At 73.0% G+C, this 25,341-nt stretch carries 24 protein-coding genes and 2 pseudogenes; 9 read left to right on the top strand and 17 right to left on the bottom strand.

Annotated elements, in window-relative coordinates; genetic code table 11:
- Positions 1 to 68 precede the first annotated feature (68 nt).
- The 3 genes and pseudogenes from BZY54_RS37050 to BZY54_RS37040 all read right to left on the bottom strand — a co-directional run bounded on the left by BZY54_RS37050 (position 69) and on the right by BZY54_RS37040 (position 3,269).
- Entirely contained in the window at positions 69 to 1,304 is a 1,236-nt protein-coding gene (locus tag BZY54_RS37050; RefSeq protein WP_086729694.1) for an STM4014 family protein, read from the bottom strand.
- Entirely contained in the window at positions 1,285 to 2,304 is a 1,020-nt protein-coding gene (locus BZY54_RS37045; protein ID WP_086729693.1) for an STM4015 family protein, read from the bottom strand. Before BZY54_RS37045 ends, BZY54_RS37050 begins: the two co-directional genes overlap by 20 nt.
- Before the next feature lie 7 nt (positions 2,305 to 2,311).
- Positions 2,312 to 3,269 (bottom strand): annotated as a pseudogene (locus BZY54_RS37040) (STM4015 family protein).
- A 196-nt stretch (positions 3,270 to 3,465) separates the two neighbouring features.
- Here BZY54_RS37040 and BZY54_RS37035 point away from each other — a divergent pair.
- Positions 3,466 to 3,792, top strand: a complete 327-nt coding sequence (locus BZY54_RS37035) for a hypothetical protein (protein WP_086729703.1) — start codon at positions 3,466 to 3,468, stop codon at positions 3,790 to 3,792.
- Between the two features lie 68 nt (positions 3,793 to 3,860).
- A complete protein-coding gene (locus BZY54_RS37030; RefSeq protein ID WP_086729692.1) occupies positions 3,861 to 4,874 on the top strand; it encodes a DUF6745 domain-containing protein in 1,014 nt (337 codons plus the stop codon).
- A 97-nt stretch (positions 4,875 to 4,971) separates the two neighbouring features.
- On the opposite strand, the gene BZY54_RS37025 is transcribed toward BZY54_RS37030, so the two are convergent.
- The 10 genes from BZY54_RS37025 to BZY54_RS36980 all read right to left on the bottom strand — a co-directional run bounded on the left by BZY54_RS37025 (position 4,972) and on the right by BZY54_RS36980 (position 14,650).
- Entirely contained in the window at positions 4,972 to 5,661 is a 690-nt protein-coding gene (locus BZY54_RS37025) for a GntR family transcriptional regulator (RefSeq protein WP_086729691.1), read from the bottom strand.
- An 87-nt stretch (positions 5,662 to 5,748) separates the two neighbouring features.
- Positions 5,749 to 6,750 (bottom strand): proline racemase family protein, encoded by a 1,002-nt coding sequence (locus tag BZY54_RS37020; protein ID WP_086729690.1) that lies wholly within the window; start codon positions 6,748 to 6,750, stop codon positions 5,749 to 5,751.
- 23 nt (positions 6,751 to 6,773) lie between these two features.
- Entirely contained in the window at positions 6,774 to 7,664 is an 891-nt protein-coding gene (locus tag BZY54_RS37015) for a dihydrodipicolinate synthase family protein (protein WP_086729689.1), read from the bottom strand.
- Entirely contained in the window at positions 7,661 to 9,088 is a 1,428-nt protein-coding gene (locus BZY54_RS37010) for an FAD/NAD(P)-dependent oxidoreductase (protein ID WP_086729688.1), read from the bottom strand. Before BZY54_RS37010 ends, BZY54_RS37015 begins: the two co-directional genes overlap by 4 nt.
- Positions 9,078 to 9,377 carry a (2Fe-2S)-binding protein gene (locus BZY54_RS37005; RefSeq protein ID WP_086729687.1) on the bottom strand — a complete coding sequence of 100 codons (300 nt, stop codon included), beginning with the start codon at positions 9,375 to 9,377 and terminating at the stop codon, positions 9,078 to 9,080. The genes BZY54_RS37010 and BZY54_RS37005 overlap by 11 nt, the downstream gene beginning before the upstream one ends.
- The gene (locus BZY54_RS37000) at positions 9,374 to 10,525 is read right to left on the bottom strand and encodes an NAD(P)/FAD-dependent oxidoreductase (protein ID WP_086729686.1); all 1,152 of its coding nucleotides are present in this window, start codon (positions 10,523 to 10,525) and stop codon (positions 9,374 to 9,376) included. Before BZY54_RS37000 ends, BZY54_RS37005 begins: the two co-directional genes overlap by 4 nt.
- Positions 10,526 to 10,647: 122 nt before the next feature.
- On the bottom strand, positions 10,648 to 11,463 hold the full coding sequence (locus tag BZY54_RS36995) for an ABC transporter permease (protein WP_086729685.1): 816 nt from the start codon (positions 11,461 to 11,463) through the stop codon (positions 10,648 to 10,650).
- Between the two features lie 9 nt (positions 11,464 to 11,472).
- Positions 11,473 to 12,309 carry an ABC transporter permease gene (locus BZY54_RS36990; protein WP_086729702.1) on the bottom strand — a complete coding sequence of 279 codons (837 nt, stop codon included), beginning with the start codon at positions 12,307 to 12,309 and terminating at the stop codon, positions 11,473 to 11,475.
- Positions 12,310 to 12,384: 75 nt separating this feature from the next.
- Complete coding sequence (locus tag BZY54_RS36985) at positions 12,385 to 13,581, bottom strand: ABC transporter substrate-binding protein (protein ID WP_086729684.1); 1,197 nt, start codon at positions 13,579 to 13,581, stop codon at positions 12,385 to 12,387.
- 31 nt (positions 13,582 to 13,612) lie between these two features.
- Positions 13,613 to 14,650: an ABC transporter ATP-binding protein gene (locus tag BZY54_RS36980; protein ID WP_086729701.1), complete on the bottom strand. Its 1,038-nt coding sequence runs from the start codon at positions 14,648 to 14,650 to the stop codon at positions 13,613 to 13,615.
- Between the two features lie 189 nt (positions 14,651 to 14,839).
- Between BZY54_RS36980 and BZY54_RS36975 the strand changes: the two genes are divergently transcribed.
- Together BZY54_RS36975 and BZY54_RS36970 are read left to right on the top strand one after the other, a co-directional pair.
- On the top strand, positions 14,840 to 15,568 hold the full coding sequence (locus BZY54_RS36975; protein ID WP_086729700.1) for a FadR/GntR family transcriptional regulator: 729 nt from the start codon (positions 14,840 to 14,842) through the stop codon (positions 15,566 to 15,568).
- Between the two features lie 36 nt (positions 15,569 to 15,604).
- Entirely contained in the window at positions 15,605 to 16,432 is an 828-nt protein-coding gene (locus BZY54_RS36970; protein ID WP_086729683.1) for a cache domain-containing protein, read from the top strand.
- Positions 16,433 to 16,602: 170 nt separating this feature from the next.
- Here BZY54_RS36970 and BZY54_RS36965 read toward each other — a convergent pair whose 3' ends face one another.
- A complete protein-coding gene (locus BZY54_RS36965; protein WP_167414136.1) occupies positions 16,603 to 17,271 on the bottom strand; it encodes an MmyB family transcriptional regulator in 669 nt (222 codons plus the stop codon).
- A gap of 225 nt (positions 17,272 to 17,496) precedes the next feature.
- On the opposite strand from BZY54_RS36965, the gene BZY54_RS36960 reads away from it, so the two are divergent.
- From BZY54_RS36960 to BZY54_RS36945, 4 genes and pseudogenes are all read left to right on the top strand, one after another.
- Positions 17,497 to 18,153, top strand: coding sequence for a helix-turn-helix domain-containing protein (locus tag BZY54_RS36960; RefSeq protein ID WP_086729681.1), 657 nt, complete (start codon positions 17,497 to 17,499; stop codon positions 18,151 to 18,153).
- A 40-nt stretch (positions 18,154 to 18,193) separates the two neighbouring features.
- Entirely contained in the window at positions 18,194 to 18,766 is a 573-nt protein-coding gene (locus BZY54_RS36955; protein ID WP_086729699.1) for a toxin-antitoxin system, toxin component, read from the top strand.
- Between the two features lie 42 nt (positions 18,767 to 18,808).
- A pseudogene (locus tag BZY54_RS36950) lies at positions 18,809 to 19,132 on the top strand (hypothetical protein); the annotation flags it as partial.
- A 193-nt stretch (positions 19,133 to 19,325) separates the two neighbouring features.
- Complete coding sequence (locus BZY54_RS36945; RefSeq protein WP_086729679.1) at positions 19,326 to 19,553, top strand: hypothetical protein; 228 nt, start codon at positions 19,326 to 19,328, stop codon at positions 19,551 to 19,553.
- A 99-nt stretch (positions 19,554 to 19,652) separates the two neighbouring features.
- On the opposite strand, the gene BZY54_RS36940 is transcribed toward BZY54_RS36945, so the two are convergent.
- Both BZY54_RS36940 and BZY54_RS36935 read right to left on the bottom strand, forming a co-directional pair.
- Positions 19,653 to 20,336, bottom strand: a complete 684-nt coding sequence (locus tag BZY54_RS36940; RefSeq protein ID WP_086729678.1) for a 4'-phosphopantetheinyl transferase family protein — start codon at positions 20,334 to 20,336, stop codon at positions 19,653 to 19,655.
- Positions 20,326 to 21,192, bottom strand: a complete 867-nt coding sequence (locus tag BZY54_RS36935) for a metallophosphoesterase family protein (protein ID WP_086729677.1) — start codon at positions 21,190 to 21,192, stop codon at positions 20,326 to 20,328. The genes BZY54_RS36940 and BZY54_RS36935 overlap by 11 nt, the downstream gene beginning before the upstream one ends.
- Before the next feature lie 262 nt (positions 21,193 to 21,454).
- Here BZY54_RS36935 and BZY54_RS36930 point away from each other — a divergent pair, with 262 nt between their 5' ends.
- Complete coding sequence (locus tag BZY54_RS36930) at positions 21,455 to 22,573, top strand: ATP-grasp domain-containing protein (protein WP_086729676.1); 1,119 nt, start codon at positions 21,455 to 21,457, stop codon at positions 22,571 to 22,573.
- Here the strand turns inward: BZY54_RS36930 and BZY54_RS36925 are convergent.
- On the bottom strand, positions 22,570 to 24,639 hold the full coding sequence (locus BZY54_RS36925; protein ID WP_208640885.1) for a transposase: 2,070 nt from the start codon (positions 24,637 to 24,639) through the stop codon (positions 22,570 to 22,572). The genes BZY54_RS36930 and BZY54_RS36925 overlap by 4 nt on opposite strands.
- Between the last annotated feature and the right edge of the window lie 702 nt (positions 24,640 to 25,341).

Raw genomic sequence — 25,341 nt, 5'->3', positions numbered from 1 at the left:
CGCCGGGCGCCGCGGCCTGCGCGGCGGTGACACGGCACCGGGGCACGTCGTGGGGCGCGGGCGTCGGGTCAGGCGATGACATGGTCGGGTCCCGTTCTGTGCCGAGGGCCGGGGTCGGAGCTGTGCCGAGGGTCGCGGGCGAAGCCGGCCCGCGCGCCGGGGTGGGGGGCGGTCGCCGGCCGGGCGTCGGGCGGCGACGTGGAGTGCGCGCACAGGACGGCGGCCACCTGGGCCGCGTAGGTGTCCAGGCCTTCGGCTCCGCTGCCCGGCAGGCCGGTGAGCCGTGGCAGCAGGTCACCGAAGGCGTTGACCTCGCCGACCGCGAAGCGGCGCCAGCCGATGGCCGGCAGCAGGTCGACGCCGACGCACAGGGTGCGCGGGAAGCAGGCCGCGGCGCGCTCGCACACCGCGAGGGCATCCGCCCAGCTCCCACCCGCCGCCTCGACGGCCCGCCGTACCTCCTCGAGGTCCCCGCGGGCGCCGCCGAGGTGGAGGTTCGTCAGCGGACCGGCGCTGGTGCGCACCACGGCGTGGGTGGCGCGCCCGGCTACCACGAGCACGCGCAGGTCGGCCACGCGGCCGTGCTGCGAGGCCTTCGGCAGCCACCGTTCCAGGTGCAGCCCGTCGGGGGCCAGGGTGTCGACGATGGCGGCGATGTCCTGCTCCCGCTCATAGCGCCGCACCCTGAGGGAGTTGAACAGCCGTCCGTCCGGGGCGAGTTCGACCGAGGTGGTGGCCCGGACGCGGCCCCGGCCCGCCGCCTCGACGGCGAGCACGCCGGACGCCGAGGAGCCGTGCGCGAGCTTGACGAAGAGCCGCGGCATGCGGTGCTCGCGCATCAGCAGCCGTACGTCGTCCCAGCCGTCCACCGCGGCCCCGGCCGCCGCGGACGTCGGCGAGAACGGCACGGGTACGTCCGCGGCACCGAGGACGGCGTGGCAGCGCCTCTTGTCGAACAGGACGGCCAGGTCGTCCGGATCGTCCAGGCGCACCCCTCCCCGCAGGCCGCGCACGGCGGCCAGGAAACGCGCGTACCAGCGGGCCGTGCCCTCGACGCGGGTGGGGTCGTCGACGTCCCGCAGCAACCGGTCCACGTCGGCGTTCTCGCCGGGCGAGTCGATGCGGACGATCTCCCCCGGCGCGAACTCGGTGCGGCCGGCCCTCAGTACGCGCGTCCAGGGCACGACACGGGGTGCGGGCAGACCGGCCGCGGTCACCGCCTCGGCGAACAGCGCGACCCGGCGGTTCTCGGGGTTGCCGACCACCGTGAAGCGCGGCAGCGTCTCACTCCCCGACGGCGACATAGCGTCCCTGTGCGTGGCGGAGGCGGCGGGCAGGGGCGAGGGCCAGGTCCACACCGTGCGGTGCGAGGGTCTCGCTCAACCGTCCTGTCAGGGCCTCGCTCATGAAGTGGTGGTTCAGGTTGAGCGACTTCAGATGCGTCAGCGGCTGCCCGGCGAGCAGCGCGCCACCGCCGTCGTCGCCCAGGGCACCCATGCTCAGGTTGAGCGAGTGGAGGCCGGCGACGACGGGCGCGGCGGCCACGGCGGCCGCGATGTCGTCCTGGATGTCGCTGTTCCGCAGGCCCAGATGGCGCAGGCGGGGGAGGCCGCCGAGCGAGACGAGCAGTGCGTCGACGTCCTCCCGGGCGCAGTCGCCGCCGTACCAGACGGTGCCCAGCCACAGGTCGAGGCGGTCCAGGGCCGGGAACGCGCAGCCGCCGAGCGCCCGCACCACCTCGCGGGGCAGGCCGCCGCACTCGACGCGCAGCGTGCGCAGGCCCTCGTGCCGCAGCGGTTCGACCACCAGGTCCTCGGCGCCACGGATCGCCAGTTCCTCCAGCCGGGGCCAGGCGCGCAGCAACTTCGTCACGTCGCCCTGCTTGATCCAGGAGATCTCCGTCTCCTCGGACTCCACGTCGGCGAGGAACACGGCCCGCAGCCGGGGGAACCGGTGGGCCTCGGCGACGATCACGTCCAGGACCGGGTCGATGCCGTGCTCGTCGTACTCCTCCCACCAGGCGCCGACCACGAGGGCGGTGACCTCCTCGGTGGGCACCTCCTCGAGGAACCGGCGCCACAGGACGTCGAAGGGCAGCTCCTGCCAGAGGGCGGACAGCCGCCAGGCGACCGAGCCGGGCGCCGGGCGTGACGCGCCGCGGGCGCCGTCCGCGGGCTCGAGGATGACGGCTTCGCGGCTGCCGGGCCGGGAGCCGCCGGACTCGGGGCCGTCGTGGTCCGGGAGGGTGAAGTCGTGGACGGGCAGGCCGTGGAAGCCGGTCAGGTGCGAGGGGTAGTAGCTCATCGCCCGCTCACTCGCCCGCCGCGACGTAGCGGACGACCGTACCGTCGTCCTCCTCGTACGAGTCGCCGTCGCCGGGGCCGAGGTCTACCTCGACGCCCGACGGTTCGAGCGTCTGCCGTATCCGCTGCCGGAGCTCTTCGCCTATGTAGTGGTGGTGCAGGTCGAGCTTCTTCAGGTGGGTCAGCGGCTGGCCGCCGAGGAGGGCGGTGGCTCCCTCGTCGCTCAGGATGCCGAGCGACAGGTCGAGCACCTCCAGGCGGGCCACCACGGGGGCGGCGGCGAGTGCCGTGGCGACGCCGTCCTGGATCTCGCTGTTGCGCAGCGCCAGATGGCGCAGGCGCGGCAGCCGGGTGCCGGACAGGATCCCCTCCAGGTCGGCCGGTTCGCAGTCGGCGCCGTACGACGAGGTGCCCAGCCACACGTCGAGGTGTTCCAGGGCGGGCAGGTCGCTCGCGCCGATGCCGCGCACCACGCCGGCCGGCAGCCCTCCGGTCTGCACCGTCAGCGAGCGAAGGTTGTCGTGACGCAGCCCTTGGAACGCCAGCTCTGTGCCACCGCGCACGCCGAACTCCTCCAGTGCCGGGAGACCGCGCAGCAGGCCCGTCACGTGGGTCTGCACGATCCAGGACAGCTCGCACTCCTCGAAGACGATGTCGCCGAGGAACAGCGCCCGCAGGGCGGGCAGCCGGTCACGGGCGGCGAGGAGTGCCTCGATCACGTCGTCCGGGCCGCAGTCGAAGACGCACTCCCAGGCGCCGACGATCAGGGCGCGCACCCGGGTAGTGTCCACCGCCGAGCAGAACCGCTCGAAGGTCTGCTCCCAGCCGTCGTCCTCGTCCGTGAACCCGGTCGTGATGCGCCAGGCCACCGCCTCGGGCGCCGGCAGGTCCGCCGCGGCTGCCGTCCTCGGGGAACGTGAAGGCCGGCAGGCCGTACAACTCGGCAAGGTGGTCGCTGAAGACCATACGTGCTGCTCCTGACGTGCGGCGGTCGTGATGCGTGGCTGCGCGAGAAGTTCTACCAACGGGCACTGACAACGCCCGGTGGCGGGGCGGGACATCGGGCCTCGTGCGGCCTCGCGGCCCGGCCGTTGTCAGTGGTGGCTCGTACCGTCCTTCCCGTGGCCCGGGCGCCGTGCGCCGGGCGGGAAGGGGAATGCGCATGTACCGGCAGGGAGACGTGCTGATCGTGCCCGTCGCGGACGACGCGGTGCCGCCGCACGCGACGCGGGCGCCGAAGGAACCGCGCGACGCGCGCGGCCGGTTGGTCCTGGCCCTGGGTGAGGTCACCGGTCACGCCCACGCCGTCGTCGGCCCGGGACACCTGGTGCGCGAGCCGGGCGCGTTCGGCCCGATGCTGCTTCATCTGCCCGAGGGCGGGCGGGTGGTGCACGAGGAGCACGCGCCGATCACGCTGCCCAAGGGCTGGTTCCGGGTGATCCGGCAGCGGGAGTACGTGCCCGGCTCGGTGCGCATCGTCGCGGACTGACGGCTGTGGAGGGGACGACGTTGACGAGTGCCGTGGAGGCAGAGGGCGTGGCGGGAGAGGTGGAAGGCATGGCGGGAGCCGTGGAGATGGAGCACTGGCGCGCCTGCGCCATGGCGGCGGCGCCCGCCGACCGGGGCGCGGCGGAGGAGGGCGTGCGGCTGGCGTACCGGCGGGCCGGGCTGGCGGAGCCCGAACGCATCGTGTGGGCGGGCTCCCCGCGTGAGGGCGTGCGGCTGGTGCGGAGCCTGCCGGAGGCCGGGCCGAGCGTCCGGGAGGTGATACGCACCGCACCGTGGGCGGCCGAACGCGCGTGGCTGCACGCCGAGTTGGGGGCGTCCGGGTGGTCGGCCCACTGGTCGGCGACCGGCGGGCGGCTGTGGGACGCCACGCAGGAGCTGGTCGACCGGATCCGTGGGGGCGTGCTGGAGGACCTTGCCGCGGAGACCGGCGAGAGCGACGCGGAGATCCGGCTGATCCTGCTGGACGCCGTGCTGGGGCAGCACGACGCGCCGTGGCTCGCGGCGTTCGCACCGCAGGGGGCACCGCTCGACGGGCTGGCCCGGGTGTGCCGCAACGCCGGCTGGTGGTGGGCGTTCGAGAGGATCGCGGTGGTCTGCGAGCGCCCGGTGGCCCTGCACCGGGACGAGGCCGGCCGGCTCGACCGCGGGGACGGTCCCGCGCTCGCCTTCCCCGACGGCTTCGCCCTCCACGCCTGGCGGGGCATGCCGGTGCCGGGCGAGTTCCTGGCGGAGCTGCGCACGCTCACCCCGGAGCGGATCCGCGCGGAGGAGAACGCGGAGCTGCGCCGCGTGATGCTGGAGCACTACGGCTACGAACGCTATCTGTCCGACTCCGGGGCCCGTCCCCTGCACCAGGACGAGACCGGCACCCTCTGGCGGATCGACCTCGACGGCGACGAGCCGGTGGTCATGGTGGAAGTCCTCAACTCCACGCCGGAACCGGACGGCACGCGCCGCACGTACTGGCTGCGGGTGCCGCCGACGACCCGCCGGGCCAAGGAGGGGGTCGCCTGGACGTTCGGGCTGCACCCCGACGTGTACGACCCGGTACGCGAGACCTGAGCCCGGCCCCGGCGCTCCCCGCGTGGGCACACGATCGCGGGCGGCCCCGCCCGGCCGGGCGTCCGATCGCTGTGCGCAAGAGTGAAGGTTCGGCGCGTCACCCCTCTCCGGAGGGCCGGTGCGCGGCCCACATCCCCCGGACGTGCCCCAGGTGCCGGGTCATCACCGCCCGTACGGCCGCCTCGTCCCGCGCGAGCAGCACGTCGAGGAGTTCCAGGTGCTCCTCGGCCGAGGCCCGCAGCCGCCCCTGCTCGACCAGGGCCGTCAGCCCGTAGAGCCGGGAGCGGCGGCGCAGGTCCCGTACGACCTCCACCAGGTGGCCGTTGCCCGCGAGCGCCAGCAGGCCGAGGTGGAGGCGCAGGTCCGCCTCGACGTACGCGATGAGGTCGCCGGCCTCGGCGGCGGAGACGATCTCCTGCGCGACGGGGCGCAGCGCCTCCAGGTCGGCCAGGGCGGCGGTGGCCGCGAGGCCGGCCGTCGTCGGGATCTCTATGAGGGACCGGACGTGCGTGTACTCGTCGAGCTGCCGTTCGGAGACCGCGGTGACCCGGAAACCCTTGTTCGGGACGGTGTCGACCAGTCCCTCCTTGGCGAGGTCGAGCATCGCCTCGCGCACCGGGGTCGCGGAGACACCGAAGCGGGCGGCGAGGCCGGGGGCGGAGTAGACCTCGCCGGGGTGCAGCTCCCCGGCGATCAGCGCCGCCCGTAGCGCGTCCGCCACCCGCTCCCGGTAACTGGGCTTCCTGCCGCCCAGCTCGGGCAGGGCGGGGCTGTGCTGCGCGGCCATGACGGTGGTTCCTCCTCCTCGGGTCACCGCACCTTATCCGTACTGCACCCGGCATCCGTGCGGGCCACGGCAGGGCGCCGGTGCGGGCTACAGCACGAACCCGGCCGGGAACGGGTCATCGGGGTCGAGCAGGTACTGGGCGGTGCCGGTGATCCAGGCGCGGCCGGTGAAGCTGGGCAGGACCGCCGGGCGTCCGGCGACCTCCGTCGTGCCGAGCAGCCTGCCGGTGAAGCGGGTGCCGATGAAGGACTCGTTGACGAACTCGGTGTGCAGCGGCAGTTCGCCCCGCGCGTGCAGCTGTGCCATCCGGGCGCTGGTGCCGGTGCCGCAGGGCGAGCGGTCGAACCACCCCGGGTGGATCACCATGGCGTGCCGTGAGTGCCGGGCGGTGGCGCCGGGCGCGAACAGGTGGACGTGGTGGCAGCCGCGGACGGTCGGGTCTTCGGGGTGGACCGGCTCCTCCCCGGCGTTGACGACGTCCATCAGGGACAGCCCCGCCTTGAGGATGTCGTCCTTGCGGGAGCGGTCGAAGGGCAGGCCGAACTGCTCCAGCGGCAGGATGGCGTAGAAGTTGCCGCCGTAGGCGAGGTCGTACGTCACCGTCCGCCCGTCGGGCAGCGTGGCCTTGCGGTCCAGTCCGACGGCGAAGGACGGCACGTTCCTCAGGGTGACGGCCCTCGCCGCACCGCCCTCCACCGCGACCTCGGCGACGACGAGCCCCGCCGGGGTGTCGAGCCGGACGGTGGTGACGGGCTCCACCACCTCGACCATCCCGGCCTCGACGAGCACGGTCGCCACCCCGATCGTGCCGTGCCCGCACATGGGCAGACATCCGGAGACCTCGATGTAGACGACGCCCCAGTCGCAGTCGGGGCGGGTCGGCGGCTGGAGGATGGCGCCGCTCATCGCGGAGTGGCCGCGCGGCTCGTTCATCAGCAACTGCCTGATGTCGTCCCGGTGGTCACGGACGTACAGGCGGCGCTCGTTCATGGTGGCACCGGGCAGGGTGCCGATGCCGCCGGTGATGACGCGGGTGGGCATGCCCTCGGTGTGCGAGTCGACGGCGTGCAGGACGAGCTTGCTGCGCATGGCCGGTCTCCCCTCGGTGGTCTCTAGGCGAGCCCGGCCGCGACGGCCTGCTCGGTGGCGGCCCGGACGGCACTCTCGTGCTCGGGCGTCAGCGGCATGCGCGGGGGACGCACCGGCCCCCCGTGCCGTCCCACCACGTCCATGGACAGCTTGATCGCCTGCACGAACTCGGTCCGCGAGTCCCAGCGCAGAAGGGGGTGCAGCTGCCGGTACAGCTTGCCCGCCGTGCCCAGGTCCCCGGCCACGGCCGCGTGGTACAGCTCGACGGTCGCCGCGGGCAGGGCGTTCGGGTAGCCGGCCACCCAGCCCTTCGCGCCCGCGACCGCCAGCTCCAGCAGCACGTCGTCGGCGCCGGCCAGCAGGTCCAGGTCCGGGGCGAGTTCGGCGATCCGGTAGGCGCGGCGGACGTCGCCGGAGAACTCCTTGACGGCCTGGACGTGCCCTTCCGCGTGCAGCCTGGCCAGCAGTTCCGGTACCAGGTCGACCTTGGTGTCGATCGGGTTGTTGTACGCGACGACCGGCAGTCCGGCCCGCGCGACCTCCGCGTAGTGGGCGAGGACGGAGCGCTCGTCGGCGCGGTAGGCGTTGGGCGGCAGCAGCATCACCGCACCGCAGCCCGCCTCCCCTGCCTGCTCGGCCCAGCGTCGGGCCTCCGCGGAACCATAGGCGGCGACGCCGGGTATCACCCGCTGCCCGCCGACGGCGGCGACGGCCGTCTCGACGACCCGGGCGCGTTCCTCGGGGGTCAGGACCTGGTACTCGCCGAGTGAGCCGTTCGGGACGACGCCGTCGCAGCCGTTGCCGACCAGCCAGGCGCAGTGCTCGGCGTACCGGTCGAGGTCGACGGAGAGGTCCTCGCGCAGGGGCAGGGCGGTGGCGACGAGGACGCCGCGCCAGGGGCGGTGGTCGGTCATGAGGGTCCTTCCTCGGTTCCTTCGTCGGTTGCTTCACCGGCTCCTTCGCCGGTTGCGTCGTCGGTGGCCGTGGCGTCCCGGTGCTGGCGGGCGAGGACGCCCAGCGGCACCGGGCGGGCGAACGGCCGTCTGGACGGGGCGGGTTCGCACCCGGCGATCCCGGCGACCGCCGGTGCGCACATGCGTCCCTGGCACCAGCCCATCCCGGCCCGGGTCAGCAGCTTCACGGTGCGCGGATCGCCCGCCCCGAGGTCACGCGCCGCCTCCCGCACCGCGCCCGCGGTGACCTCCTCGCAGCGGCAGACCACCGTCCCGTCGGGGACCTGCTCCGCCCAGTGCGCGGGAGGGGCGTAGACGGCGTCGAGGGCACGGGCGAACTCCCGGAGCCGGGCACGGGTGCCGGCGGCCCGCGCCCAGGTGCTCGGGTCCGGTGCGGTGCCCCTGAGGCGGGCCGCGACGGACCGTCCGGCGATGTGTCCCTCCGCGAGCGCCAGCGCCGCACCGCCGATGCCCGTGGCCTCCCCCGCCGCCCAGACGCCGGGTACGTCCGTGCGCTGCTCGTCGTCGACACGCACCGCCGCCCCGGCGAGGCGGCAGCCGAGGGTCTCGGCGAGGTCGGTGTGCGGGACCATGCCGTGCCCGACGGCGAGCGTGTCGCACGGGATGTACCGCCCGGTGCCGGGCCGCACGTGCCCGCCGGAGTCGAGGGCGGCGACGGTGACGCCGGTCAGCGCCCGTCCGCCGTGCGCGCGGACGACCGTGTGGCGGGCGAGGAAGCGCACCCGGTGGCGCAGCAGCCGGGCCGCGTATCCGGCGCCTTCGGGCAGCTTGGCGGCGAGAGCCCGCCGATGACGCAGGAAGGCCGCCGGGTCCGCTGCCTCGACGAGGGCGGGCACCACGACCCCGGCTGCCGCCAGCCCGGTCGCCACCGGCAGCAGCAGGGGGCCGGTCCCCGCAACGACGGCCCGGCGCCCCGGCACCACCAGCCCGCCCTTGAGCATGGCCTGTGCCCCGCCCGCCGCGACGACGCCGGGGAGGGTCCAGCCGGGAAAGGGCAGCACCTTCTCGTAGCCGCCGGTGGCCAGCAGCACGGCCTCGGCGCGCACCGCGACGGACTCCCGCTGCTCGGGCCCGAGCAGCGCGTGCACGGTGAAGCCGTGCTCGACGACCCACACATGATGGTCCGTCAGCACGGTGACGTCGCTCGCCGCGAGGGCGTCGCGCAACCACCTCCAGCCGCGCCCCCGGTCGTGCGGCAGCCGCGGCCGGTGGGCGGCGAGGCCGGGTGCCGGCTGCCGGTGGAACTGGCCGCCCGGCGCCGGGGCCGAGTCCAGGACCGTGACGCGCAGGCCGCGCGCGGCTGCCGCGAGCGCGGCGGCGAGCCCCGCCGGACCGGCGCCGATCACCGCCAGGTCAGTCCTCATGACCGGTCCCCTCCTGGGTGCGGACGACGTCGCCGGGACGTGCCGGCACCAGGCAGGCCCGCTGGTTGGGGCTGCCGTTGACCGTCACCAGGCAGTCGAAGCAGACGCCGATCCCGCAGAAGACGCCGCGTGGCCGGCCCGCGCGCCGGGTGGTGCGCCAGGAGGTGGCACCGGCCGCCCAGAGCGCCGCGGCGACCGTCTGGCCGGGCACGGCCGCTATCTCCCGGCCGTCGAAGGTGAGGGTGAAGGCGGGTCCGGGCCGTGCCCGGGCCGGCTCCTGCGGGTTCATCGGGCCTCCGGAGGGAAGCGGTCGGGCCGGAACGGCGTCAGGTCCAGGTCGGGCTCCTTGCCGGACAGCACCTGGGCGATCAGGTGACCCGTTCCGGTGGCCAGTCCGATGCCCGCGCCCTCGTGTCCGCAGGCGTGGTGCAGGCCGGGCAGCCGGGGGTCGGGGCCGATCGCGGGCAGATGGTCGGGCAGGTAGGGCCGGAACCCGGCGTAGGTGCGAAGGGCCCGTACCTGCGCGAGGAACGGGAACAGACTCGTCGCGCCCGCCGCCAGGGCGCGTACGGCAGGCAGGGACAACGACCGGTCGAAGCCGACCCGTTCGCGGCTGGCGCCGATCAGAATGGGTCCGGCGGCCGTGCCCTCCACCACGGGCGAGGTCTGCAGCGCGGCCGAGTCGCTGGCCACGTCGGCCACGTAGTCCGCCGCGTAGACCTTGTGCCGGATGCGCGGCGGGAGCGGTTCGGTGACGAGGACGAAGCCGCGTCGGGGCAGGACGGGCAGGTGGACTCCGGCGCGTGCGGCCACCTCCCCGCCCCAGGTACCCGCCGCGTTGACGACGGCCGGGGCGCGCAGGTCGCCGCGGTCGGTCCGTACGCCGCGCAGCGCGCCGTCCGTGCCGCGCAGCACCCCGGTGACGGTGCGGCCGGTGAGCAGCCGGGCCGCCGAGGCCCTGAGCAGGTGGGCGGCGGCCAGGGCGGGCATCACCTGGGCGTCCTGGGGGTAGTGCACGGCGCCCGCGAGTCCGGGGGCCAGATGCGGTTCGAGGTCGCGGAGCCGGTCCGCGGTGACGTCCACGGTCTCCACCCCGGCGGCGCGTTGGGCGACGGCGAGGTGCCGCAGGGCGGTCAGCCGGCCGGGCGTGGTGGCGACGACGAGTCCGCCCTTCGCCTCGTACTCGATCCGGTCGCCGAGTTCGCCGGCGAGCTCCCCCCACCGGCGCAGGGAGAGCAGCGCCAGGTCGAGCTCCGGTCCGGGTTCCTTGTCGGAGACGAGGAGGTTGCCCTCCCCCGCGCCGGTCGTCCCGCCGGCCACCGGACCGCGGTCCACCACGACCACGTCCAGGCCGGCCCGGGAGGCGTACAGTGCACACGCGGCGCCCGTCATTCCGGCGCCGACGATGACAACATCGCAGGTCAGCGAGTCGCTCACGTCAGTACTATGTCACACACCACAGACCGAGGGAACAGGGCGGACGCGGCCGGGGCGATCCGCCGCCGCCTCGCCCGGGCTCGCACCGATCCGCCGCCGCCTCGCCCGCTCGCGCCGCGCGGCTACACCCGGCTCCCGGTCGCCGTGTCCGACGACAGCCGCTGGGCGATGTAGATCGGCACCACGGAGAGCAGGACGAGCACGGCCGCCACGACGTTGACCACCGGGGCCTGCTGCGGCCGGGTCATGTTGTCGAAGATCCAGATGGGCAGGGTCTCGACGCCGGGCCCGGCGGTGAAGGTGGTGACCACGATCTCGTCGAAGGACAGGGCGAAGGCGAGCAGTCCGCCCGCGAACAGCGCCGAGCGCACCAGCGGGAAGGTTACGTCGGCGAAGGCCCGGAAGGTGTCGGCGCCGAGGTCCATGGCCGCCTCCTCGTAGGAGCCGGAGGTGCGGCGCAGCCGGGCGACGACGTTGTTGAAGACGACGACGATGCAGAAGGTGGCGTGCCCGACGACCACGGTGAACAGGCCGAGTCCGACCCCGAGCGGCTCGAGCACCGTGGAGAAGGCGGAGTTGAGGGCGATGCCCGTGACGATGCCGGGCAGTGCGATGGGCAGGACGACCACGAAGGAGACGGTGCCCCGGCCGAAGAAGCGGTGCCGGGCGACGGCGAAGGCGATCAGTGTACCGAGGACCAGGGCGATGCCGGTGGCGCCGAGGCCCGCCTGCACCGAGGTCCACAGGGCGCTGCGGGCACCGGAGTTGTGCCAGGCCACCGACCACCAGTGCGCGGTCAGCCCGGGCGGCGGCCAGCTGGCGCTCCGGTCCGGGTTCAGCGAGTTGACGAGGACCAGCAGCAGCGGCACGTAGATCACCGCGAAGCCGAACCCGGCGGCGACGCGCAGCGCGATGCGCGCGGACGGGGAGAGTTGCACGGCGGGCTCCTAGAGACTGCTCAGGGCGCCGGTGCGGCGCATCGCGAGCAGGTACAGGACGACGACCACCACCGGGACCGTGCCGAGGGCGGCGGCCATGGGCAGGTTGAGTTCGATGTTGGAGTAGACGAGGTTGCCGATCAGCTGGGTCTTGCCGCCGACGATCTGCACGGTGATGTAGTCGCCCAGGCTGAGCGAGAAGGTGAAGATCGATCCGGCGGCGACGGACGGCAGCACCATCGGCAGCACGACGGAACGGAAGGTGCGTCCGGGACGCGCCCCCAGGTCGGCGGAGGCGTCGACGAGGTTGTCGGGCAGCTGCTCCAGTGCGGTGTGGATCGGCAGGATCATGTACGGCAGCCAGAGGTAGGTCAGGGTGAGGACGGCGGCCGGCAGCCCGAACCCGGGGCCGCTCAGCCCGAACGGCCGGAGCATCCAGTCGGCGAGCCCGCCCTGGGAGAGGATCAGCCGCCAGGCGTACACCTTGACGAGGTAGCTCGCCCACAGCGGGGTGAGGATCGCCACCACGAGCAGCGGGCGCCACCTCGGCCGGGCGACGCGCGCCGTGTAGAAGGCGAGCGGGAAGGCGATCACCGCGCACAGGACGGTGACGGCGAGCGCCACGCCGATGCTGCGCAGGATCACCTGGCGGTAGACGGGGGTCGTCAGCAGCGCACGGAAGTTGTCGGCGGACCAGACCTTGACGACCTCGGAGGTGAAGGAGTTCGTCGTCCAGAAGGCGGAGACGAACAGCACGGTCAGGGAGCCGAGGTAGAGCACGGCCAGCCACAGCAGCGGGGCGGTCAGCAGCAGGGAGAGCCTGAGCCGGGGGCGGCGGTGCAGCATCCCGGCCAGCCGCCGGACGGTGCCCGTGGAGCGGCGTCCGGCGGCCTCGGCGGTCTGCGCGGCGGCGGTCACGGCTCAGCCCTTGATCTCGGTCCAGGCCTGCACCCACTTGGCGTAGGGCACGCACTTCACGTCGGTGCGGCCGTCCAGGCACTGCTGGATGGGCGTGTTCCAGAAGGCGACGCGCTTCCAGTAGGCCGTGTCGGCGGCGTGGTAGACGGCGCAGAAGTTCTTGTCACTGGTCTCGGCGCAGGCCTCGGCATTGGCGGGGGCCTCGCCGAAGTACTCGGCGACCTGGGCGTTCACCTTCGGCGAGACGATCCAGTCCAGCCACTTGTAGGCGCATGTGGGGTGCTTGGCCTTGGCGGAGACCATCCAGGTGTCGGACCAGCCGGTCGAACCCTCCTTCGGCACGAACGCCTTGACCTTGGCGCCCTCGGAGGCGGCGAGGTTGGCGATCACCTGCCAGGTGGTCCCGATGACGGAGTCGCCACTCTTGAAGGCGGAGACCTCCTTGAGGTAGTCGCTCCAGTACTCCCCGACGTCCGCGTTCTGCTTCTTCAGCAGGGCCACGGCCGCGTCGAACTGCTTCTGGTCCAGCGCGTAGGGGTCCTTGATCTTCAACTCCGGCCTGGTGGCCTTCAGGTACAGGGCCGCGTCGGCGATGTAGATGGGCGAGTCGTACGCCGTCACGTGCCCCTTGTACGCGGGGGCGCCGTCGAAGACCGCGGACCAGGACGTCGGCGCGGGCTTCACCTTCTGGGTGTTGTACATCAGCAGGTTGGCGCCGCGGCCGTGCGGGATGCCGTACGCCTTGCCCTTGACGGAGTTCCAGGGCTGCATCTTCAGGTCGGCGAAGACGTCCTTGTAGTTCGGTACGAGGTCGGTGTTGACGGGGGCGGCGTCGCCGGAGGCGATCAGGCGCAGGGAGGCGTCGCCGGAGGCGGAGACGGCGTCGTACTCACCGGTCTTCATCAGCTTGACCATCTCGTCGGAGCTGGCCGCCACCTTGGAGTGGACCTGGCAGCCGGTCTGCTTCTCGAAGTCGCTGACCCAGTCGACCTTGGGATCGTTGGACCCGTCCTCGACGTATCCGGCCCAGGCGATCAGGTTGACCTGGCCTTCCGGCTTGCCGAGCTTCGACGGCGCCTTGAGGTCCGGCGGGTTGAGGCCGGTCGCGGAGGAGCCGCCACCGCCGGAGGATCCGCAGGCGGTGGCGGCGAGGAACAGTGCGGTGGCGGCGGCCACCTGGAGGGTTCGGGTGAAGCGCACGACGTGACTCCCAACGGTGGGGGCGGGCGGTTCAGCGGGCGTCGGGGACCTGGATGGTGTGGCGGCGGTGCCAGGTCAGGCGGACCCGGGCACCGCGATAGGCGGCGACGTCCTCGGCGGAGGTCTCCAGGTTCTGCTGGAGCGCGGTGAGGCGGCCGCCGGCGTCGAGGTCGACGAGGAAGCGGGTGGTGTCGCCGAGGTAGACGACCTCGGCGACGGTGCCCGTGGCGGTGGCGTGCCCGGGTTCGTCGGCGACGGCGGACTCCTTCAGGACGCGGATCTTCTCCGGCCGGACGCTGTGGGTGCCGTCGGTGCCGAGGATGCTCCGGGCCGACTGGCCCTGAAGCAGGTTGGAGGTACCGACGAAGGAGGCGACGAACGCGGTGGCGGGGCGTTCGTAGATCTCGGCGGGGGTGCCGACCTGTTCGAGGCGGCCCTGGTGGAAGACGGCGATGCGGTCGCTCATCGTCAGGGCCTCCTCCTGGTCGTGGGTGACGAAGACGAAGGTGATCCCGACCTCGCGCTGGAGCGCCTTGAGTTCCAGCTGCATCTGCTCGCGCAGCTTGAGGTCGAGGGCGCCGAGCGGCTCGTCGAGCAGCAGTACGCGGGGGCGGCCGACGAGGGCGCGGGCGAGGGCGACCCGTTGTCGCTGTCCGCCGGAGAGCTGGGCGGGGCGGCGCCCTCCGTAGCCGTCGAGGCGGACCTCGGCCAGGGCCTTGCGGGCCCGTACCAGCCGTTCCGCCTTGGGCACCTTGCGGACCTTCAGGGCGTAGGCGACGTTCTGTTCGACCGTCATGTGCGGGAAGAGGGCGTAGTCCTGGAAGACGGTGTGGACGTCCCGTTCGAAGGGCGCGAGCCCGGTGACGTCCTGCCCGGCGAGTTCGACGCCGCCCTCGGTGGGGGTCTCGAATCCGGCGATGAGCCGCAGGACGGTGGTCTTGCCGGAGCCGGACGGGCCGAGCATGGAGAAGAACTCCCCGTCCCTTATCTCCAGGTCGACGCCGGCCACGGCGACCGTCTCCCCGAACGTCTTGCGCAGGCCCTGCAGCCGGACCGCAATTCCCCTCATGCGGGAACCCTTCTGGCGCTCATGAACGTTGAACGGAAACATATGAAGTCATAGTTCAAAGCTCAAGACCGCCTCCGGGCAAAGCTTGGGTCAACGGGCGAGGTGGTGGCCGTGCAGCAACGACACGTCGGGAGCGGGACCGGGGGCATAGGCGGTGCGGACGGCGTGCGGGTGGGCGAGCGGGCCCGGCTGGGCGGGGCCGGCGCCCACAGGGCCGTCTTCGCCCCGGTGGAGAGCCGGGCCCGGGTGGACGCGGTGGTCCGCCGGATCGGCGACGCCATCGAGCTCGGCCTGCTCTCCGACGGCGAGCAGCTGCCCGGCGAGAGCGAACTGGCCGGACGGCTGCGGGTGTCCACGGTGACCCTGCGGGAGGCGCTGATGGCGCTGCGGCAGCAGGGGCTGGTCACCACCCGGCGCGGACGCGGCGGCGGCAGTTTCGTCTCGCTGCCCCGACTACCCGGTCCGGAACGGCTGATGACCCGGCTGCGCGGCTGGAGCACCGAGGAACTGCGCGACCTCGGCGACCACTGGGCCGCGCTGTCGGGCGCGGCGGCCCGGCTCGCGGCGGACCGCACGGAGCCGGACGACCTGCGTCAACTGATCCGGTCCATACGTGAGTTGCTGGAGGCCGCCGACGCGGGGGCGCGCAGCCGCGTCTACGGGCGGTTCCACGTGGAGCTGGCGGCGGCCGCGCAGTCGGCCCGGCTCACCCGCGAGCAGGTGGCCCTCCAGACGGAGGTGGGGGCGCTGCTGTGCCTCGTGCTCGGGGACGACGAATATCGTGAAGAAGTCGCAGACCGGCACCGCGCGGTCGTCTCCGCCGTGCAGGATGGGGCCCGTGATTCGGCCCGTTCGCTGGCCGAGCGGTGCGTGGAGGAGTCGGCTACGCGGCTCGTCGCCCTGCGGCTGTCGCTGTAGCCGCACCGCGTCCGGCCCCGTCCGCTGGAGGGCGCCATGAGCACGATCCCGGCACCCGTCGGAGCGTCGGACGCGACGCACGGCGCGTCCGCGCCCGAACGCGGCGCCGAAGGCGCCGCCGCGCGGGTGGGCCGTGCCCTGGAGGCGGTGTTCGAGGCGGTCGCCGAGACCGGCGCCGAGACGGCGGCGCTGCTGGCACGGGTGGCCGCCGCGGGGCGGCGGCCGGCCACCGCCGATCTGGCCGCCCTGCGGCCGGGGCTGCATCTTCACCTGGCGCGGCAGGAGTTGGTCTCCGGGGTGGGCTTCATCGCCGCGCCGGGGCTGCTGGGCGACGCGCCGACGTGGCTGGAGTGGTGGCAGACCACCGGTGAGGGCGGCGTACGGCCGCTGCTGCTCGAACTGGATCCGCAGCAGTCGGCGTACGCGGACTACACGCACTGGGACTGGTTCGCGCTGCCCCGCGACACCGGGCGGCGGGCCGTGGCCGGGCCCTACGTCGACTATCTCTGCTCCGACGAGTACAGCCTGACGCTGTCGGCGCCGGTGGAGGTGGCGGGCCGCTTCGCCGGGGTGGCCGCGGCCGACGTGTATCTGCGGCACTTCGAGACGGCCGTGCTGCCGCTGCTGCGGGAGTTGCCCGGTCCCGCGCATCTGGTGAACGCCCGGGGCCGGGTGGCCGCCTCCGCCGACCCGGCGCATTTGGCCGGATCCCTCACCCGGGGACCGGACTTCGCCACGGTCCTCGAGCGGGCACGCGTGGCCGCCTGGGGCGGCCTGAGACTGGTGCCGTGCCGCCCTGTGCCCTTGGTCCTCGTGCTGGGCGAGGGCCTGGCGGGTCCGGTGAGCGGGGAGGCAAGGGGCTAGGGATCGGTCATCACATGCCGCCGCGCGCACACGAAACCGCTGCCCTCGCAGCCCTGGTTGCCCGAAGAACCCTGGATCTGCACCCGGCAGAGCCGGGCGGTGTTCCTCGCGCCATCAGGCCCTGAGTGAGCCCGGCGCCGTCGGCGACCTGAACGCCGACGGTGCCGAGCTCAGGCCTCGGCCGTGGGCACCACGCTGAGGTGGCCTGCCTGGCGGTGGGCCCGGCGCGGCCTGCGCGGGGCCGGGGCGGGACGCGGATCGCGCAGCACCAGGGTGAGCCGGGTGTAGCCCAGGTCGAGCAGGGTGCCCGGGGTCTCCTCGATGATGCGGCAGTCGGTGGCGCCCCAGCGCGGGTCGGGATGCAGCAGCGGCCGGACCGCGCCGTCGGACCGTGCGGCCGACTCGCCGACCGCGCGGATCCAGTGCGGCAGCCCGTGCCGGTAGGCGGCCTCCATGATCGGGTCCTGGGCGATCTCCCGGCGGATGGCCTGCAGCCCGTGGTCGGGGCCGCAGCGCTCCGTGGTGGCCGCGAAGTGCGCCAGCATCGGCAGGCACCAGCGCGACTCGTGGTCGCCGAGGACCGTGCCCGCGTCCGGGTGGAACAGCACGAAACGCAGGAAGTTGTCGCCCGGCATGGCCGTCGGGTGCGGGGGGACGCCCCGGAAGAGCGACGTGAAGGCGCTGTTGGTCAGGACGACGTCCCAGCGGTGGTCGACGACGAGGGAGGGAAAGGAGACCGCCTCCAGAAGCGTGGCGTAGTCCCGCAGGTAGGCCTGCGCCTCGGGACTGACGGGAACGGGCCGCGGCGCCGGCCGCTGCCCTCCTGCCTGAAATGCCATCGGGAGGTCACCCCTCTTGCCTCTGCGGCCTTCACGCGGCGCCCCGATCCTGCTGGTCGGACGCGAGCCGTGTCAACTATCGTGGCATTTCGTGACCGTTGACGGCTGAAATTGGCCACAGTTGTGGCGAGACCTGGATGCAAGTTCGAACCACGGGCTACTCTCCGGGAAGTTCACGGCACCCCGCCCTGTGAGAAGCCTGTGAGAGACGTAGGAGATCTGTCGGTGACGGACGGCATCGAGGATCCGAGCGCCACGGCGTCGGCTGTGCTGCCGGCGATCGTCGCACGCGTCACCGCGCTCGCCGACCGGCTCGGCGTACCCCAGGCGGAGGTCTTCGACGTCGGCCGCCTGTCCGTGGCCTGCGGCGTGCCCGAGCCCGTGGTCAGGGCCCTGCTGAGCGGCCGGCCCGCGGGGGAACCGGACGTACAGGCCAGGTTCCTGCAGCGGCTGGACCTGCTGCGCCGCACCCGCCTCAAGCCGAACGGGCGCCGCTACACCCAGCAGGAGATAGCGGACGGCGCGGGCATGTCCAGGCAGCAGGCAGGTGCCCTCATCAACGGCGACCGGCGCCCCACCATGGAGCACTGCGACGCCATCCAGCGGTTCTTCCGCGTGCACGCCGGCTTCCTCACCGCTGAGGACCCCGAGGCGCTCGCGGGCGCCCTGCAACGCACCGAGCAGGAACTGCTCCAGCGGCTCGCCGACCGGGAGCGGGAGGCGGCCGCTGCCGCCGACGACCCGCTGGAGCGGCTGCTGCAGAACCACGGGGTGCGCGGCATCGCCTGGCGGGCGGCGCAACTGCCCACCGACCAGCACCGGGACAAGGTCGCCGAGTGGCTGGACATGCTTCTGGAGAGCGTCAAGCGGCCCGAGTCGTGACGCCGTGAGGCTGGGGAGGACCGTGGGCATCGGCAGGGACATGCGCCGGCTCTGCGGCGAGCTGGTCGCCGAGCTGACGCTGCCGGCGCCGGCCCGGCCGGCCGATCTGCACACCGCGCTGTGCGAGGCGATGAGCAGACGGCGCGGACGGCCCGTGCGCTTCCGTACGGCCCCCTTCCCGCCGGGGACCGCCAGCGGGCTGTGGCTCGACATGACCGACCAGGACCTAGTCCTGGTCGAGGAACGCACTGCTCCCGACCACCAGTTGGTGATTCTCGGCCACGAACTGTGGCACATGCAGGCGGGGCACCGCGGCGACCACGTCGACGGGGTCGCCGTCGCCACGCGTCTGCTCGACGGCCGGGCCGACCTGAGGGAGACCGTCCACGCGGTGGCCACGCGCAGCCGGTTCGACCTCGTCGAGGAGGAGCAGGCCGAGGGCTTCGGCCTGCTGCTGGCCAGCAAGTGCCGTACGTGGCTGGCCGGCTCGTCGCTGCGGGGCCCGGTGCAGCGCGACCGCCTCGCGGGACGGATCGAGGCGTCGCTCGGATACCTGGGCCGGCGGATGGACGTCGAGGGGGACGCGACGGCCCCGCTCCGGTTCCGGCCGTAGGACCGGTGACGGGCTTCCGCTCCTAGGACCGGTGGCCCTGGTCTCCTTCAGGCCCGGCACCCGGCGCTCCCGGCCACTGGCGAGGGCAAGGCCGACGCGATGGCCGACCGGCGCCGGACGGACCCGGCCGGCGCCGGACGGACCCGGCCGACGCTGGACGGACCGGTCGCCGCTGTCTGCACGGTCACCACCGTCTGCACAGCCTCTGCCCCGCACCCGCACCCGCACCCGCGCGCCACGGTCGTCGACGACGAGCCCGTCGCCGCCGAACCGAAGCTCGCAGACCGCTACCGCTTCCGTCACGTCTACGCCAACAAGCCGGAGTCGCACGGCATCTGGTCCGATCCCGTGCCGCGCGAAGCGTGACGGCGCCGACCGACCCGGAAGGGGGTGGCCGCGCTCCTGCCTGCGTCGAGCTGGCGAACCGGAGCGGGGCGCGGGGGCATTGTCAGTGGTGGGCGGCAAGCTGGAGGGTGCGCCGCCGAAGTGTGGGGGCGACCGCGCCGTCCGGGTGACCGGGCGCGCGACCGTGTGACGCCGAAACCGGGGAGAGCGACCCATGCCGACCGCCGTACTGACCGACCGCGAGCGCGCCGCCGTCCAGGCCTACTTGCGGCTGTTGCACACCGTGCGCGCCGCCTTCGACGGTCCCCCGGCCTCGGGGCGGCCGCCGCTCGTCCCGCCCTCCGTCCTCGCCGAGGCGGAACGCGCCCTGAACCGAGCCGGTCTCACGGGCAACGAGGAGGCGTTCTTCCAGCTCCTGCACGACTGCGACCCCCAACCATGAAGGGGGCCGGTCGGCCGGGTGCCGCCGTGCGGGCCGAGGACGACTCACACGCGCGGGCACGTGCGCACCCGGCCGGGCGTGTCCGGCTCGTCCCGCCGGTCAGGGGTGCGGGATCGTGACCGCCGTGGCCACCAGACCCGTGCCGACGGTCCAGCGACCCTCGAAGTGGGTGAGGCGGCGGCCGCCCACCAGGGGTCCCGGGACCAGGAGTTCGGCGCGGAAGCGGCCGGTGCGCGGTGCGCCGGCGTCCGGGGCGACCTCGATGTCCGCCTCCCTGAAGGCGAGCCACCGGCCGGTCAGCGGGAACCACGCCTTGTAGACGGACTCCTTCGCGCTGAACAGCACCCGGTCCCAGTGGACGGCGGGGTGCCGCGCCGCCAGACGGGCGAGCCGTCGTTGCTCGGCGGGCAGGGCGACGACGACCTCCAGGACGTCCTCCGGAAGCGGCGCGTGGAGCTCGGCGTCGATGCCGAGCGAGAGGAGGTCGCCGGCCCGGACCAGCGCGGCGGCGCAGTAGCCCTCGCAGTGGGTCATGCTGCCGACCAGGCCCTCCGGCCAGCGCGGGGCGCCCCGGTCGCCGGGCAGGACGGGCTGCGGCGGCACGCCGAGCTTCTCCATGGCACGCCGGGCGCAGTGCCGCACCGCGGCGAACTCGCGACGGCGCGTGTCGACCGCCCGCGCCACGACCGCCTGCTCCTCCGGATACAGCGGGGCGTGGCCGGTCTCGTCGTCGCCGTGGATGTCCACGGCCACCACCGTGTCCGGGAGCAGCTCATCGATCACCGGTCGCGTCCTCCATCGGCAGGACGCGCCGCGGCCCGCCGGGCGGCTGCGGACGCTTCCGCCACTCGCGGGGGTATCCCACCGACACCTCCTCGAACCGGACGCCCTCGTGCCGGGTCGTCCGCGGAATGTGGAGATGTCCGTAGACCATGGCGGCCACACGGTACCTGCGGTGCCAGTCGGCGGTCAGCGTGGTGCCGCACCACATGGCGAACTCGGGGTACCACAGCACGTCCGTCGGGTGCCGGTGGAGCGGGTAGTGGTTGACGAGCACGGTGGGCAGGTCCCCGGGCAGTTCGGCCAGTCTCCGCTCGGTCTCGGCGACCCGGGCCCGGCACCACGCCGCGCGGCTCGGATACGGATCGGGGTGCAGCAGGTACTCGTCGTTGCAGACGACGCCGGTGCGGTGCGCGTAGGCGAGCCCCTCCTCCGCGGTGGCGCAGCCGGGCGGCAGGAAGGAGTAGTCGTAGAGCAGGAAGAGCGGGGCCACCGCCACGGGGCCGCCGGGACCGTCCCAGACCGGGTAGGGGTCCTCGGGCGTGGTAACGCCCAGTTCGCGGCACAGCTCGACCAGGTGCTCGTAGCGGGCCACGCCGCGCAGGGTGACGGTGTCGCGAGGATGGGTCCACAGTTCGTGGTTGCCGGGTGTCCACAGCACCTTGCCGAAGCGGCTCGCCAGGGTCTTGAGGGCCCAGCGGACGTCGGTGACGGTCTCCGCGACGTCCCCGGCCACGATCAGCCAGTCGTCGTCCGAGTCGGGTGCCATCCGCTCGACCAGCGCCCGGTTCTCGCTGTAGCCGATATGCAGGTCGCTGATGGCCAGCAGCCGTCCGGTCCCGCCGACCGTCCCCGTCACCTCTCGCCCCCTTACACGCGCACGATGGCCACCACGAGAACACACCCGGCGGCACCCGGACAAGCACATCCGGGACCACCGGCCCGGCGTGGCCGAATCCGTGAGGTGCCCGTGGCACGCGGCAGCAGGGAAAAGCCGTATGATCGCCCCGACACCACCGCTGACAGCCCTCCCCCGCGCAGGGCGGTTCGGTGTCCCTCCTTTTCCCTCCGGCCGGGCACGGCCTGCTTCGCCCTGCCCGCGAACCCGAAAGGCGGCCCCCATGATCTCTCGCGTACGCGTCTGGCTCAACCGCACGTACGCGGAGAACGTCTTCTTCATGGATCAGCTGCGGAGAAATCCCGCCGACCGGGCCGTGGAGATCCACGCCACGCACGGCGACCCCGACTCCCCCGTACTGGCCGCCGCCGACACCGCCGAGCTGGAACCGGAGGGCCTGTCCCCGGCCGCGTACGTCGAGTACGCCCTGGACCAGTGCGCGCGGCGCGGCATCGACGTGTTCGTGCCCCGGCTGCACCAGGCGGCGATCGTGGAGCACTGCGCCGAGTTCGAGGCGGCCGGTACGGCGCTGCTCGCGCCCACCCCGCAGGCGGTGGCCGTCTTCGAGGACAAGGCGACGGCGTACCAGGCGGTCCGGTCGATCGGCGTGCCGGTGCCGCCCTGGCGACGGGTGCGCACCACCGACGAACTCCTCGCCGCCGTCGAGGAGTTGGAGGCGGCAGGTCACCGTGTCTGCTTCAAGCCGACGACCGGCGCGGGCGGGACGGGCTTCCGCGTCATCACGCGCGCGCCATTCTCGCTCACGCATCTGAGTGGTTTCCCGGGCCCGTACGTCCCTCTCGATCTGGTCCTCGCGGCCCTGGCGCGGGCGGAGGAGCCGGTCGACTGGCTGGTGATGCCGCGCCTGGAGCAGCCGGAGGTGTCGGTCGACTGCCTGACCGGGCCGGACAACCGGGTCCGCATGGCCGTGGGGCGCACGAAGAACGGCCGGCGCCGTGGCTTCACCCTGCACGAGCAGTGGCTGGAACCGGCCCGGCGGATCGCCGAGGGGTTCGGGCTGCACTATCTGTCCAACATCCAGTTCCGGATGTACGGCGAGCGGCCGGTTCTGCTGGACGTCAACACGCGTCCGGCGGGCGGCCTGCACCAGCTGTCGCTGTGCGGGGTCAACGCCCCGTGGGCGGCCGTGCGGCTGGCGCTCGGCGAGGACCCCGGCGAGCTCCTGCCCCCGTTCCTGGGTCAGGACTACACGGTGGTGTCGGGTCCCCGTCCGCTCCGGCCGGTGGCCCTTCCACGCCAGCGCACGCAGGAGGCGGGGCCGTTGCTGCCGGGAGTGCCGGCACCGGACTCCGTCACGGCGGCGGAGGCGCTGCCGCTCTAAGAGTCATCACGTAATGCTGTGATGCCCACCCGATGTCTGTGCGGAGCTGGCGCACCTGGGGGTGCGTTGTCCGTGCAGCCGGTCGTTCCGACGTGGGCCTTGTGCCGCTTGGTTGCGGGTCGGGTCTCATTCGGGGTTGGCCCGGTACCAGGTGGTGGCGTTTTGTCGAGCAGAGGCCCTCGGCCGGGATTTTTCCGGCCGAGGACTGCCGCGTGGGTGCGGCCCCGGGTGGGGCGGGCACCGCGCTGCGGTTGACTCGACAGGGCTTCTTGCAGCCCTTCACCGAACAGGATCTGTGTGTGGCGCGCCAGGACGTAGTCCACGCGCGCGGTGCTGGGGTCGTCGGGGTCGTCGAGGTGGACGTGGGCGCCGAGGGCGCTGGAGACTGTGTCCCGGTCACCGACGAGTCCGCACGCGAGGCAGTGGTGGATCCGGTCGGAGAGGGTTTTGGGAACCTTCTCCCCGCAGAAGCAGGACTGGGACAGTTTGGTGGTGAACGTGGATGCGCGGAGCATCCGTCCGCCGGTCTTCGCGCATTCCCGGCCGAGAGCGGTGATGAGCCGGCCGGGTGTGGTGGCTTGGAGGGCTTTGCCCCACAGGCGGTACCAGGTGCGGATGTCGCAGTCTTCGACGGTGAGGTTCGCCCCGTGGTCTGCCACGACGTCCGCGGCTATCCGGCGTGCGCGGTGGTCTTTCGCGGCGGCCGCGGTCGCTGCGGCTTCGGCAAGCCGGGCCCGGTTGAGCAGGTAGCCGGCCGACAGGGTGTCCCGCCGGTACGCCTGCTTCGGCACGCCAGCCTTGTTCGCTACCCGGGCGCCGCGGGGTGCGTGGTCGGCGCGTGCGGTCAGGCCTGCGGCCTGGCGCCGTTCGGCGCGGGCCTGCTGCCGTTTCGACGGCCCGTACTGGGCGGGGTTGGATGCCCGGCGGGAGCGGTCGAGGGCCCTCTTGCGGCCGCGTTCTTTCCGACGGGCTTTCGCCAACGCGGCGAGTTCCTCGTCGGAGGGTTCGACCCGGGTGGCCGCGATGTCGCCGTCGGCGGGGTCGAAAGTGTTGGGGAACGACACGATGGACAGGTTGGAGACGTTCCCGTCGACCCCGGCGACACGGGCCAGTGCACCCGCTGCCTTGCGGCGGGCCTTCGTGGCTGGGGATGCGTAGCAGCCGGTCAGGACCATCAGGTGTGCTTCGTGCGCCCACCCGCCTGGCGTGGCCGTGTCGCGGCGGCGTACGAGGTCGATCTTGTGCCAGGTTCCGGGGTCGTTCAGGAAGTGGAGCAGGTACGGCCAGCGTCCGGCGCCGGACGGCAGGCGGACGGGAAGGACCAAGTCCCCGCGGCTGCTGTTGGCACCGCCGGCGAAGACGACAGCGAGTGGCCCGGTGTGGTCCCACCAGGTGGCGGCCCGGGTTTTCGGTTTGCCTTTCTTCGTCTTCTCACCCGTCTCAATGCGCTCCGCCGGGCGCAGGGGCGCGGGCAAATGATTCGGCTGCTCGAGGACCCGCGTCCCCGCGGGGAGCGCGGCAACCTGCTCGGGCGTGGTGATCTCGCGGCCCAGGTCGCGGTGACGGTAGACGTCCAGGTGCCCGGCGAGGGTGCCGTGCAGGCGGAACGTTTCCCATTTACCGGCCGTCGTATGGGAACGCGCGCGACCGGGGATACGGGTGTAGTCCCACCAGCGGCCGACTTTCGGCCTGCCGTGCCGGTGACCAGAGGAGTCCGCGAACAGATGCCGACGCACCGAGGTCGCGTAGACCTCGTCCGCCTGGTGCATCACCAAAGCTTTGGTGACGTGGTGGGCGAGATGCTTCGACTTTTCCATGTGCCGGTACGCGCGGCGCTCCATCCCCTCACGGGACAGGCCAAGCTCCAGCCGCCACGCTTTCGCATTAGTCTGGCGGCGGACGTCACCAGCCCAGTACGCGTCGATGGCGTCCCGGGCATCGCGCTGCAGCGCACGCTTGACCGACCACATCGCCGAGTACAAGTCCTCGACCCGGTGCCGGGCCGCCGGCTCGTGGACGTCCAACGACAGGCGGATCACCGCAAGCTCGGTGTCCTCACCCCGCATCCACCGTTGCTCTTTGTTCTTCCCACGGAACCGGCGAACAGGCACGTCCGATGTAGCGGAGGCGGGCACGGGTTCATGCTTCTCTGCGTCCACCGACGACCCACCTCCTCTCCGTTTCGGCAGGGCAACAACCGGGGTCTGTCCGCCCCGTGACCGGTGCGGCAATCAACACCAAAGCTACAAGACCCCACCGACAACACCCCGCGCCGCGGCAGATCTTCGGGATTTATGCTCCCCACATGCGCCTTCGTCTCGCCCGCTGCACGACCGCCGACCTTCGTGCGTGGACGGGTCTGACCGGGCCGCAAATGCAGCACCTGGTGCAGCAACTGTGGGAACTTGCACCGGACTCGAGTCGTGGCCGGCCCTGGGCACTACCGTTCACCGACCGGGTCCTCCTCATGGTGCTGGCCTACCGGACGAACCTCACCATGCAGCAACTCGGCTCCCTGCAAATCATCTGCCGGGCCCGTGACCGGCGCGTCGTTGCGGCCGGCGAAGCGTGGCCCGGCAACCGCAATGACATTGTCGTTTTTCCGCGAAACCCTCGCCAGAACACTGCCAAATCATCCCAGACTGTCCGGCGACGGTGGCTACCGCGGCAGCACTCGCATCCGAACACCCCACCGCGGCCCCGACGGCCGGATCATCAAAGATCGGAACTACCGCCGGTTCCGTAAACGGCGGTAGTTCCGATCTTTG

The sequence above is a fragment of the Streptomyces carpinensis genome, from assembly GCF_002154505.1.
Lineage (GTDB): Bacteria > Actinomycetota > Actinomycetes > Streptomycetales > Streptomycetaceae > Streptomyces > Streptomyces carpinensis.
The sequence above is the reverse complement of the archived record's forward strand: the minus strand, read 5'-3'. Positions and strand labels throughout refer to the sequence as shown.